This is a genomic window from Blastopirellula marina (assembly GCF_002967715.1).
GTDB classification, from domain to species: domain Bacteria; phylum Planctomycetota; class Planctomycetia; order Pirellulales; family Pirellulaceae; genus Bremerella; species Bremerella marina_B.
Genome location: NZ_PUIA01000069.1, coordinates 253860 through 268577, shown reverse-complemented (window position 1 = coordinate 268577; position 14718 = coordinate 253860). Strand labels below are relative to the sequence as shown.

The 14718-nt window shown below is 55.7% G+C and carries 1 protein-coding gene; it reads left to right on the top strand.

The features are described 5' to 3' along the window. Positions 1 to 230 precede the first annotated feature (230 nt). On the top strand, positions 231 to 14501 hold the full coding sequence (locus C5Y96_RS21520) for a GEVED domain-containing protein (RefSeq protein WP_105357679.1): 14271 nt from the start codon (positions 231 to 233) through the stop codon (positions 14499 to 14501). The last annotated feature ends 217 nt before the right edge of the window (positions 14502 to 14718 follow it).

Sequence of the window (14718 nt, the reverse complement as noted above, 5' to 3'; positions counted from 1 at the left end):
TGAGTTAAATGGGCAAAATGGATCATTGCCCCCCGTTAGAATTTGCTGTGTTAATTTGGGTAATTATAATCCGACTTGGGTTTACCAAATGTCTCCCTAATTTCCCCTTGGGCATTTGCCTTGCCAGGAATTGTGAGCCTCAGGACTTGTCACCCGATCCGCGACAGGATGTTGCTGTCCAACCTAACTACTCGAGCCTCCAGCTTTAACGAAGATAAAAGGTTTGCCAAATGACCAACCGTCATGCGAGTAAGCTAACCCGTGCCCAACGTCGTGATCTCAACAAGAAGACTCGTCTTCTTCGTCAGACCAAACAGCGCTCGATGATGCACGAGCCGCTGGAAAAGCGCGAGTTGCTGGCTGCAAACGTGGTACCACAGCTTGTGGGTATCCAGCCAAACAGTGGTGAGCTGCTGCAAGAGAACGACGTTCGTGGGATCTCGCCGCGATCGCTCACGTTCAACTTTGCCGAAGTCACTGACGCTGGCGACCTGATCGATCCGACGACTTTGGCTGATGGCATCGTGATCTCGCGAGCTGGTTTGGACGGCAAGTTGGGTACGGCTGACGACGTGCGAATCACGGGACCGAACTCGAACTTCGAAGGCTTCATTGGTATCGGTGATCAGCTGAACCAGGTGATCGTCCGATTTGGCGAGGCTCTGCCGGACGACCTCTACCGTATTCAGATCACCAGCGCCCTGAAAGACATGGAAGGTCAGGCTGCGCAGGCGTTTACTCGTAACTTCGAGTTGAACCTGGCTCCGCAGGTGATGTCCGTGGTGCCGCAACCGGTCACACGTAATGCGGACGGTTCGCTCGATATCGCCCGCGACATGATCTACGTCTACTTCAATGACGACGATCTCGATCCAGCCCTGGCGGAAAATCCTGACTACTATCAGTTGACGTTCCAGCGTGCCGAAAATGGTAGTGGAACGGCTTCCAATAGTGACTTGGGGTTGGGTAATGACTCGCAGGCCTTCTACCCGATCAGTGTCGAATACGATCCGATCAACGACGTGGCCATGCTGAAGTTTGATGGTCCGATCGAAGAATTGATCAGCACCCTCGATTCGAACGCTGAATACGCAACGGTCTTCCGTTTGCAGGTGGGTGTCCGTGGTATTGCCAGCAAGGGATCGCAGATTCTGGATCTGGTTACCGAAGCCCCCGAGCAGAACTCGAGCTTCGACACCGCGACCAATCTGTCGAGCTTCATGGGGACTCTGCAAAGTGAATCGGGCTACGAAGATTACGGCACGCCCACGAATCCAACGAACCTGTTCGCCGGTAATCATGAGTTCCGCGTCACGCGCGGGGCAACCATCGACGTCGACGGCGTGGCTGGCGTGGACGTCAATCACACGACCTTCACTATCGACGACGGACGCGGAAATCTACGTACCTTCGAGTTGACTGACAACGTCGGCAACTTTACGGCGGGCAACATTCCGATCGACATCAGCGGCCTGGGCGATTCGACGATCGACCTGGCAATGGCAATTCGGAATGCCATCAATGCCGAGGCTTCCGCTACATTCCTAGTGAATGCCGATACGGTTGCTGGCTTCAGTACGGATCGTTCGCAGCTCCGCGGTACCGACGGTAACCGCGTCAGCATGGTGTTGGGAACCAAGTCAACCGGTCTGATCGTCGACCGGACCCAGGCCCTGGTGATCCGCGCCGAAATCAGCAATGTCAGTCCTTACGGTGCCAACCTGCCGGACGGATATGTCAACATTGATCTGCCCGGCGGTAACGATGAACCGGGGCATCGCGATGTCGAGCTCGATGGCGAGAACCATCTCACCGGTAGCGATACCAATCCCTACGGCGTTACGGTTTACACCTATAACTTCCCAGATACCTACGGCATTGATCCGGCCAGCCCAACCGGCGAACCTCTGGCCAACCAGATTACCGAAGAGCAAAAGAACCGTGCCCGCGAAATCTTTGAAATCTACGGGTTCTATGCCGGTATCGATTTCATCGAAGTGCCTGGCGATGTTGCTGCCAGCGTTGGGGTTGTCACGGGTGACCTGCGCGGTGTCGCGCCCGATATCATCACCGGTCCTGGTGGTGTTGCCGGTATCCAGTCCGGCGGTTTGGTCATCATGGAAACGGCCGACCACGACCAGCCTGGTGACGACGAAGTTGGCGCTGTGTGGCAGGAAACGGCCTTCCATGAAATCGGTCACTTCCTGGGCTTGGATCACACCTACGATCTTCCACCAGGAACGATCATGGGAGACGATGGTAACCTGAATTTCGGCATCGGCCCAGAGTCGCTCTTGCCAGGTGACTTCGATCTGACGCACCTGCAGCATCTCTATCGTCCGGACGTGATCGATATCGACATGTACCGGTTCGATCTGACCGAATCGGGCAAACTGTCGGCTGAAATCGTGGCCGAACGCCTGGCCGATTCGAGCCGTCTCGATACGACGCTGACGCTGTACCGTCTTAATGGGGACGGTTCTTACACCGCACTGGCACGCAATAGCGACTACTTCAGCGAAGACTCGTTCCTGGAAATCACGCTGCAGCCAGGCACCTACTTCATCGGTGTTACGGCCAGCGGCAACGATGTCTACGATCCAACTATCGAAGACTCCGGATTCGGCGGTACTTCCGATGGTGAGTACCAACTGCAACTTCGTTTCACCCCAACGTTGAACGATTCGATTCGTGACACTGGGGCGTCCGTCTCGCAGCTCAACACCATGGTGGTTCGTACCGGTGGTTCGGGCTTCAGCGATGGCCAGACGATCATCCTGCGTGATGGCCAGATGACGCGGACCTTCGAAATCGATTTCGATAGCACGCTCAACAACACGAACAACGAACGCGTTGTGCTGAACAACAATATGCTGCAAAGCGAAGTGGTTGCCGCGTTGGTAGATGCCATCAACAACGCCAGCTTCAACGTGGTTGCTTCGTCGACGGGTAATCGTATCGAACTGCGAAACCTGGCGAGCAACAACCCCATTACCCTGGATCCAGGTATCATCCTGGCCCAGTCGATCGTCGTGACCAGTGGTGCCGCCGCTGGTGCCGCGATCGATGGTGATCTCGACGGTACCGCAGGGGGCGCTTTCAACTTCTGGTTCCGAGCCGAGCCCTCGACCTACACCGGGCTGGCAACGACCGCTCCGCGTACCTTGTTCGTCGATGCGACCTACACCGGAGTCACGCAAACCGGTTCGATCACTCAGCCATTTTCCACCATTGCCGCTGCGATCACTGCTGCGGAAAATGCCGGCCGTGGGGACGTGATCCGCGTGATTGGTCTGGGTGGCGTGGACGACGACCCAACGACGCTAGAAGACAACATTGCGTACCTGATCGGTCGCAATCCGCTGAACAATGCTCCGCTGAAGGATGGTGTCGATATCGTGTTGCCTAAGGGGGTGACCATGATGATCGACGAAGGTGCGATTCTGAAGTTCGCCAACTCCAGCATTCAGGTCGGTAGCACCTCGGTCATTGACGACCGCAGCTTTGCCGCATTGCAAATTCTGGGTATTCCGGAACGTTACCAGCCCAATACTCAAACGGGCGGCACCGTTACCCTGGATACCGATCGTCAGAATCGCCGCGTGACGTTGACTTCGTACCGCGAAACCACGCTGCTCAACGACCCTAACGGCGAGTTGGTTGGTCATGACAGCTACACGCAAGATACCGCTGGTCCAGGCGACTGGGGTGGTATTCTCTTCAATCAAGAAGTCGATCGCGAGCAACTGCGAGGTACCTACGAAGACGCTGGTATCTTCATGAACTCGGTGATTGGTGCTGAATTCCGTTACGCCGGTGGTATCACCGAAGTGGATGGTGCAGACATCTCGTTGGCACCAATCTACATGGAAGAAACCCGTCCGACGATTAACTACAACATCATCCGCCTCAGCTCGGGTGCTGCTTTGTCGGCCGACCCGAACAGCTTCGAAGAATCGAACTACACGGTTTACCAGGGTGCCCCGGCTGCGTTTACGCCAGACGTCTCGCGCGTTGGTCCCGATATCTTCGGCAACCGTATCGTCGAAAACTCGACCAACGGTATGCTCGTGCGAATCCTCTCGGCACCTGGTGCTCCGCTGGAAGAGTTGACCGTTACCGCACGCTTTGACGATACCGACATCGTGTACGTGATCCAAGAAGCTCTGCACATTAACTCGACGCCTGGTGGCCCAACGTCGACGAGTGAAGTCGAGATCAAGGTACCGCATCTGTCCGGTGTCACCGCAGGATCTTCGCTCCGAATCATTGCGACTTCCGACACGGGCGCAAGTCGTACTCTGTTCATTACATTCGTCAATGGCACGCCGGTTTCCTCGACGTTTGCCGGAGGCTCGATTTACGAGATCGATCTCACGACGATGACCAACAGCGAAGTTCCTACGGACTTCGACGGCAGCTTCACCGAGTCGTCGCTTGCCGAGCAGATCGCTATCTTGATCCGCCGCTTCCGCGACGCCCAGGCCTTCGTGTCGCCTGCTAATGGTGGTCCTTACTTCATCGATATCGATCCGGTTGCCACCAACGGCAATATTCGCATTAGCGGTGAATACACGGCAACCTACTTCGCCGGAAATGGTGGGATTGTTGTCGCTCCGATCTTGGATGCCCGATTGGATTCAAGCCTGGTTGTCGACCCGAACGTGGTTGTGAAATTCAACGCCGGTCGCATCGAAGTTGAAATGGGTGCTAACTTCATCGCCGAAGGTGCGCCAGGCCGACCGGTGGTCTTCACCTCGCTGAAAGACGACCGATACGGTTTCGGTGGTACGTTCGACACCAACAACGATGGTGCGGCTTCCACGCCATCGGCCGGTGATTGGAGCGGTATCTACTTCGCTCACGTTTCCAGCGGCAGCATCGACAATGCCCTACTCGCTTACGGTGGTGGTGAATCGAACATCGACGGCGGCCAGGCTCATTTCAACGTGGTTGAAATTCACCAGGCCAAGGTTCGCATTACGAACTCGACCTTCGAGTACAACGAAGACGGGCAAGGTGCTGGCGTTGGGGGGGCAACTCGCAACGGCCACATGAGCAACGATAACGCGGTCATCTTCATGCGAGACTCGCAGCCGATCATCGTTGGAAACAATTTCCGGTTCAACGATGCCTACGTCATGAATGTCGATACCAGTTCGCTCAGCCACGAGCTGATTGTCGACTGGGGCCGGTCGACTGGCGACCTGGATCGTCAACGTGGCCTGGGTGACAACCAAGGTGCACTCATTCGCCGCAACCTGCTCACCGACAACCTGCTCAATGCATTGGTTGTTCGCGGTGGCACGCTGACCACGCAAAGCGTATGGGACGATACCGATATCGTGCACGCTTTGTTCAGCACCATCTACTCGACCAACTTCCACACCTATGGCGGTATCCGCCTGGAAAGCTCGGCCACTGAGAGCCTGGTAGTGAAGCTGTTTGGCAACAATGCCGGTTTCGTCGCCACCGGTAGTCAGGTGGACATCGATGATCGCATCGGTGGTATGCTGCACGTTGTCGGTCAGGCCGGTTTCCCGGTTGTCTTTACTGACATTCGCGACGACTCGGTCGGTGCTGGTTTCACTCAGTACGGTACGCCACAGACCGATACCAATAACGACGGTATCGCTGGCGTCGATCCAACCGCTGCGATTCCGCTGCCAGGTTCGTGGGAAGGGCTGACGATCGATCAGTTTGCCAACGATCGCAACGTGCAGGTGATCGTCGAAGCCGAAGCCAACAACCTGACCGGTCAGGGCGTCAACGGCATTCCACAGACCGCACAGTCGTTGGGACGCTTGGCTCCTGATGAGTACGGCGGCGACGACAATCGCCGTCTGGGCTTCGAGGTCAACGGTTACCTGAGCAACAAGGCCGACGTCGACGTCTATAGCTTTGTTGCCGAGCCGGGCACCGAAGTGTGGTTCGACCTGGACAAGACCAGCTACTACCTGGACGCCGTGGTTGAACTTGTCGACGGCAACGGCAACGTACTGGCCGCCTCGACCAACTCGTTCGATCAGTCGGGTAATAGCTTCTACGGCCAGAACTCGCTCTTGAAGGTCACCAACCCACTGCAGAAGTCTGGTTTCTACGAAGAAGATTTCTGGTCGATTAACCCGCGCGATGCCGGCATGCGAGTCGTGCTGCCAGGTCAGCCGGGAACGGCCCGAACCTATCACATTCGCGTTCGTGCCAATACGGACGACCTGACTTCGGTGAACGGGAATGTTCAAGCGGGCAACACCAATGGTGTGTACCAGCTCAATATTCGTCTGCGTGAAGTCGACGAACTGGCTGGCTCGTCGATTCAGTTCGCTGACATTCGATATGCCCAGAATGGTATCTCGATCTACGGTCAGCCAGGCCATTCGCCGGTACTGGGTGAGTCGGCCGAGACCACCGGTGCCAACAACACGTTGGGGGGTGCTCAGGGTCTGGGGAACGTGCTGAATTCGGATCGGGCTGCTATCAGTGTTGCTGGTAACGCCGATACGAGCGGTTCCGACGTCGACTGGTACGAGATTTCGTTCAACTTTGACGGCATCCAGTCCATTCCTGGTAAAAGTGCCGCTGGTGAATGGGGTTCGCTGGTCATCGATCTGGACTATGCCGCCGGTCTCGACAATGCGAACACCATTGTCTCGGTTTATAGCTCCACGGGCGAATTGATCTTCATCAGTGACAGTGGTGCCGTGAACGATGACCTGATGCACCCGCAAACTCCAGGTAATGCCGGTTTGACCGACCTGGAACGTGGTTCGAGCAACAATGGCGATCCGTACCTGGGCACGATCATGTTGCCAGCTGGTACGCCTGAGAATCCCGTGACCTACTTCGTCGCGGTCAGTTCGCAGGAACGATCCCCGATTCAGATGAACCAGTTCTTCCAGTCTAACGCTGCCAACACGCTGGTACGTCTTGAACCAATCAACTCGGTCCATCGAATCGTGGAAGATCACATCTCGAGCGGCACGTACACCTCGGCCGCGGTTCCCGATTCGACCAGTATCGTCAGCAACGCCAACGTCGTGCCTTATGTGCTGGGTGACTTTGTCGTGTTCATGAGCCAAACGGTTGGTAACAGCACCGACGTCTACGCGATCGATCCGTTTACCGGTGCCGTCGAAGCTTACTTGGGCCGAGGCAGCGCCGCCTACCGCGACTTGGCGATGGCTCCCGATGGTACGCTGTACGCCTATAATGTCGATACGGTTGGACGAATCGAAGATGCCAACTCGGGTAACTTCCTGCAGATCGATACCGGCACTGGTGCCGCTACGGTGCTGTACGATGACGGGATTGGTACCTATGTTCGCGATGCGAACGGAAACCCGATTCTGACGAACTTTGTCAACGGACCTGGTACGGGTACCGGTTACGGTTGGCAGTTCGAGGCTACCACGTTCCACAACAACTTCAGCGCCGATGGACTTCAGTTGTATGCCATCGGTAGCCGTGGCGACGTGTCGGGAACGACTGGTAACGGCGACTTTACGGACGATTTCGCCAACGTCCTCTTCTTGATGGATGCCAGCAACTCGGACGGTGACGGAGCTCAGATCGGTACGCCCACCAACACAATTGCTGTCAATAAAGGTGTCTTCGGGGATATTACCGAGACCAACGTTCGCGGCGATCAAACATTCCGGATCAATACTTCGTTCGACTACGGAGTAACCGCCGGCACCAACGCGTTGCTGGTGACCGATGCGACCAATTTGGATGGTTCCGCGTTGTTGCAAGACGGAATGTTGTTTGAAGTCGATCCGGATGGTGCCGGTCCGCTGACTAAGACGGTGTTTGAACTGGATCTGGGTAACGACTTCAATCTGGTGCTCAATCCTGGCGGAAGCAAATACGTCAAGAATGACATGACGTTCCAGGTCGAAGGCTCTGTCGCCAATAACATTGTCTTCCAGACCGGGGCTGTCATTGATGTTTCGAACTTTGTGGCCAGCACCGTGGCGAATTCGCTGAACCCGGCTGCTCGTAGTTCCATCACGATCAGCGATGGATCGAATTCGCGAACTTACGTGTTCGACAACGAAGACAATGGCACATTGGCCATCAGCGGTACGGATGTTCGCGTTGCTTATAACGACGGTGATAATCCAACCACGATTGCCGCCAAGTTGGTCACGGCCATCAATGTGAATTCGCCTGGACTGAACGTGGTTGCCGATGCCACGATTCCAGGACGAATTACGCTGACCGGCGATACCAATGCTTCGATTTCTGGCGGTGTTGGCGGGATTATTATCGAAGGCTCGTACAATCTGACGTCAAGCCTGAACAACATTGTTGTCAACGTCGAAGAAACCATGTCGGGAACCGCTGTCGCGAATGCGATTCAAGCGGCGGTCACGGCTGCCCGCGGTGCCGGTCAAACGACCCTCTCGGTAAGTGTCGACGGTAGCCGGTTCAACTTCCTGGAAGGTACCCAGGCAATGCCTACTTCGGTGGGCTATAACAACTTGCCAGCTAATAGTGCGTTTGATGCACTTTTAGACCCCCTCTTCACTGCCTCGAAGGGGGTGACCACGGGCGAGATCGTCCAGATTGGTGCCGGATACCTGGCCGATGACGTGGGTGACTCCATCTCGGCTGCGGCAACTCGTGTGGGGATCACCGCTACCAATGTTACTGGTGGTTTCAGCTCGAATGTGGTGACGTTCGACCCGGCGGCCGATATCGAAATCAATACAGCGTTCGATACGCCGTTTACCGTTGGTGGCGACGCCAGTGGTGGTTTTGTGACCGGTGTGGCTTGGGTGGGTAACAATGTCTATGCCGTGACGAACACCGGCGGCTTGTTCCTGCTGACCACCGATGGCAATTTCACGCCGACGGTTGGCAATGATGAAATCGCTGCCGACTTCATCACCACGTTGACTGACAGCAAGGGTGCCCCGCTCACCTTTGCCAGCCTCTCGGCCGGGCCTTCCCGTGCGGAAGGTGGCAATACGCAGTACTCGGACGTCCTGTTTGGTGTTACCACATCTGGTGATATCTACGCGTTCGATGGTAACGGTGCCGCACAATTCGTCTTCCACGGGAACCGGTCGAACATTTCAACCGGCTTGAGTGGTATCAACGGTTTGCAGTTCGGTACGTTGAATGAAAACCTGTGGAACATCAACGGCATCGGCAAGGATGAAGCCGGGCACGGGATCACCGTTCCGGTCGACAACTCGCGTACCGGCGTTTCTGGTGGAAGCAGCTTGTACTTCGGTAATACCGATAAGACCTTCACGGCCGAGAACGCCGACGGTAATGCCACCACCAACAACTACGACTTCCCCGGCGATGCCCACGGTACGGTCATTACCGATCCGTTCAGCTTGTACGGCTATAACGCCGGTGATCTGCCAACGTTGTACTTCAATTACGACTTGCAGACCGATGGAAATGACTACAACGGGGGCCCAGACCCAGACGATCCGGCCCGCGACACCCTGCGTGTCTTTATTGCCGGTGACGATGGTGAATGGCACTTGCTGGCAACCAATAACACGTATCGTGTGAACGACCTGGCCCCAGGCGGAGACGATGAATTCGATACGATTGGTGACTGGGCGAGCGATGCGGCGGTTTCGGAAGGTCTGCGTGCTGACGCACAAGCAGGTACCGAAGGCGTTCAACCTCTGTTCGACAACACCGGCTGGCGACAAGCTCGTGTTGACTTGTCGGCCTTCGCCGGGCAAGACAACCTGCGTCTGCGGTTTGACTTCTCGACTGGTGGTTCGATCAACCTGGGTGGTCGGCACATTACGAGCGGGACAGACTTGAACACGCAGGAACTGCGATTCCTTCGCGGTGCCCAGATCGAGGACGGCGGTACGTTCACCGTGAACGATCCGATCAACAACACCTCGGCAACCTTCGAGTTCAACAAGGGTCAGTCCCTCACGTTTGACAGCGGTGCCCGCATCGCCGATGCGTTCAATTCGCTGGCACCAACGGGGTCGAATGTCTTTACGCTTCAGTCGTATGACTACGTAAACAACCTTCCGGTTGGTTTGCCGGTAACGTTTGAATACGTTCTGAAGGACGGTGACCAGGCAGTCGGCAACGTTCCGATTGTCTTCTCGATCACCGATTCGCCAAGCGAAATCGCCCTGTTGACTCGCACAGCGATTCTGAATCAGGGGATGGCAGGTGTGACCATGTACACCGAATCGGACGACACCTTCAATATTCAAGGTATTGAAGATCTCACGCCAGCAGATCTGGCCTGGGGTATGTCGGTCAAGGGAAGTGCCATTCCTAATGCCGATCCAAATATCGTCATCATCAACTACAACAGCCAGACGACGGCCACTCAACTGGCCACGACCACTCAGGTGTTGATGAATACGAAGATGGCTCCGCAGGCAACTGCTCAGAACTACGTCACGTTCAACCGCCAGGAAGAGTTCATCTTCGGTAACGGTTACACGTTCGATATCAACAATAGCGGTCTGGGCTTTGACGGCTCGCTGCAGGGTGATGACTTCGGCTACGCCAACGATAGCAAGATGGGATCCCCTACGGCCACCAATACGACTGCCGATCAGCGTGGCCAGGATAACCAGCATCGCGGTGTGCTGATCGACGATATCATCATCGGCTTTGCTGAACGCGGTGAAATGGTGACCGGTGCGACTACCAACACCAACTTCACGCACAACCAGCAACTGCGTGCGTTTGAAATCCTGACGGGTGAATACCAACTGGAAATCCGCCGCGGTACCGACTACGGTGTGCCGTCGCTCGTTCCAGGTCTGCTCGATTTGCTGCCGACGTTTACCTTCGATACGAACGACCGTCTCAACGGTAGCTACACGGTGCTGGCTGCATCGGGTGCGTTGACCGGCAATCTCGATCGCATTCGGGTTGGTGACGGTACTGACTGGGTGACGTTCGAGTTCTTCGACCTCGATTCGATTACCGAACGCCAAAAGCGTGGATCGGCCGGAACGAGCACTCGAACCTCGTACGACGCCGATAACAACATCTACAGCATCGGTTTCTACAACACCGATACCGAAGCTCAGATGGCCGTCAAGTTGATGAATGCTATCAACGATCACGCCGGGCAGATCGCTCGCGGTTTGATCAGCACCACCAGCGGCGGCTTGGGTGTCTACGCTCAGGTGAACTCGCGCAGCGGTATCACCACAAGCAACCGTGTCGACCTTTCGCCGAAGACCACTTCCGACGAAGTTCGCTTGGAATACGATATCCAATCGAATGACGCCTTCCGAGAAGCACTCGATATCGGTCTCGACGGGACGGATCTCACTGCAACCCAACGGGTTAACGTCGGTATCAATGGTACGATCGGCGATAACGACCCGGCCGAAAAGATGGATGGCTTTGCCGACGTCGACGTATTCAAGTTCGCAATGCGTGCTGGTCAGCAGTTGGAAATGAACCTGGTGACTAGTTTCGCCGACCTCATGGGCCTGAATGGTGTGTTGCGATTGTTCCTCCAGGCAACGCCTACCGGAGCAATCACTGAAGTAGTTGCCAATGTCGTCCACAATGTTGGTTTCGACACTTACACCTTCAATGCAACGACGACGGGTACGTACTTTGTCGCGATTGCTGCCAATACGCTTCCGTTGCCAGCGAACGGAAACCAGGCTTCGACGCCACTAGGTTACGATCCGGCTAAGGTCGCAAAGAATGATGCGAGCCGCCAGGTACGGACCTATGAAGGTACCTATGAGCTTGGGATTTCGGTTGCCGATGACTTTAACACGGTGGTCGTTGATACGACGTACTTTGTTAACAATGATTTCGGGCTGTTTGGCGAGCCAACGACCCGATCGACCAATATGGTTATCAAGCGTCACGACCAACTGGCTGGCTTCGACCTGATTGGTGACTCGAATCGTCACCGCGACCAGGGACAGATCATTATCAGCTCGAATATGATCTCGAACTCGGCCAACTACGGTGTGTTGATCGACGCTGGTAGCCGCAACACGGTTACCGATGCCGGGGCCGGTAACAACCGACCGCATCAGGGTGCTCCGATCAACGTTCCATCGGCTGCTAACTCGCAGCGATTGGCGACCGGGGTGACCGTCGAGAACAACGTGATCTTCGACAGTGCGACAGGTGCCATTCTGTACAGTGGCGATCCTGTCAACAACCCGGCGGGTGCCGTTCCGTTCGGTCGTATTATCAACAACACGCTGTATGGCACCGGTGCCGGTGACACGGGCGTGACCGTTGAAGAGTCGGCCGGCCCAACGCTGTTGAACAACATCGTCGCGAACTTCACGACCGGTATCTCGGTTGATGCAAGCTCCAAGGCCACCACGGTCATTTCGCGAACGCTGTATCAAGACAATACGACCAACACGACCGGCTTCGGTGGCAACGGCAACCTGGCTATCGTGCTGGGAACGACCGATCCATTGTTTGTCGATGCGGCCGGCAAGAACTTCTACCTCGAAGAAGGAAGCCAGGCGATCGACGCAGCCGTCGATGCGATTCAGGAACGAGCCGAAGTCAGCCAGGTGGTCAATCCGCTGGGTATCGACAGCACTCCGCTGTTGGCTCCAGAGAAGGATATTACCGGTCAGCTCCGCGTTGACGATCCGAACGTCGTCTCCAGCGGTGGTGTTGGTGGGGTGACCTTCCGTGACATCGGTGCTTTCGATCGAGCTGACTTCACCGGACCGACCGGTTACCTGATCGATCCGCAAGACAACGATGCGGCCGATCGCGACCTGGACGAAACTCCGGACGTGGTTCAATGGATCAATGGTCCACTGACCAACATTTCAATCCAGCTGCTGGATCAAGGTGACATCTCGAATCAGGTCCAAGGTACCGGCATCGACGACTCGACCGTGACCGCTGATTCGGTCAAGCTTGAGATCCTCGCAGGCGACGTGCCTCGCGTCCTGACTTTGGGTGTCGACTATACGTTCGACTACGACACAACGAACAACATCATCCGTTTGGTGCCGGTTTCCGGCGTCTTCCAGGAAGGTGTGTTGTACAAGGTCACGCTGGACAGTCGAGATGATCCAAACGATCTTGCCGTTAGCATCATTCGTGACATCGCTGGCAACCCGATCGCCTTCAACAATCTGGTTGATGACGGTACGGGAACGATGGTCGGTGAAACTCGCTTCCTGATTCAAGTTGGCGGACTGGTCGACTTTGGTGATGCTCCAGACAGCTACGGTACGCTGTTGGGATCGGATGGTGCTCGTCACAACCTGATCGAGAACTTCTATCTCGGCCAAGGTGTCGATGCTGAAATCGAAGGTCAACCAACATTCGCCGCAGACGGCGACGGTACCACCGATGACGGTATCTTTATCCGCACCGAAGATCCAAACAACATGGGAGGCTTCCTGGACTTCACGTTGCGTGATGGTATCAACAACGAGATCTACGTCACTTCCAAGGCACCCACCGGATCCACCTCGTATGGCTTCCTGGATGCTTGGGTCGACTTCAATCAGGACGGCGACTTCGAGGATGTTGGCGAACAGATCTTGATCAGCGTCGCTTTGAGTAAGGATGCCGTCGATCCGCTCGGTTCTCCTGGTGGTAAGGGTCAGTTGATCACCCTGGGCGACCTGCCAGATGGGGCGTTGCTGGGTGATACCTACGCTCGTTTCCGCTTGAGCAGCACCGGTGGTCTGACTCCGACCGGCCTGGCTGAAGATGGGGAAGTCGAAGACTACCAGATCACCATCGCCGAAGAAGGGGTGAACCCATGGCACAACAGTTCCAACCCGGGTGCGATCTCGATTGGCGACAATAGCATCACCAGCTTGGACTACGTGCTGTTGCTGGAAGAACTTCGTAACCACAACTACACCTACAGTGCCGCGGAAGCCGCCTTGGTGATTGGTGCCTCGGAAGGTGATTTCAAGCCTGGTTTCGAGCCAGATGTCATTCCTCCAGGAAATGTTCCTGCGAAGCTGGACGTGAATAACGATCGTCGTATCACGGACGCAGACTTGCTGCGACTGCAGACAATTCTGTTTAGCTATACCGCAAGCCCAGAGCCAATTTCCTTGTCGATGATCGCTGGAGAAACGGTTTCGAGCGACACGGTTGCACCAGTGGAAGTCAGTTCGTACGAATTCGCCGAGGCAATTCCTTCGTCGGCTAATGTGGTGAACACGCCAGTGGTGGTGAATGATTCGCTGGTCTCGAGTTCGAGCTTCGATGCCATCGCACCGAGCTACTCCGATCTTCAGATGAAATCGGCTCTTGAACTGATGGGGTATGCTCAAAGCTACAGCTACGAAGTTGAGTCGAGCATCATCGATGCCTCCTTCAGCGACGAGGCGATCGCCCTTGAATCGGTCAGCTACGACGATCAGTTCGATCAGCTGATCGGTGACATGGCCGATGATCTCAGCTCGAGCTGGGATGGCAAGCAGTTCAGTGAAGAGTCGGATGAAGATGCCGATTCTGACGAACTGGACGAACTGCTCTCCTTGATCAGCGATCCAGGCGACATCAGCTAGTCGTCTGAAACGATCAACACGTAATCGATTATCGCCCGCCGGATCATTCCCGCGGGCGATTTTTTATGCCTGGCCTTTATTCCGACAACGTTCTGTAGGGCATCGCTTCGTCGAGTTCAACGACATCGCGCGGCACTCCCCTACCCCGCATCGTCGATACCTGCCATATGCTTGGACGGATGCTAGAGCATTTCCATGAGAGTTGTAGCGTCACAGG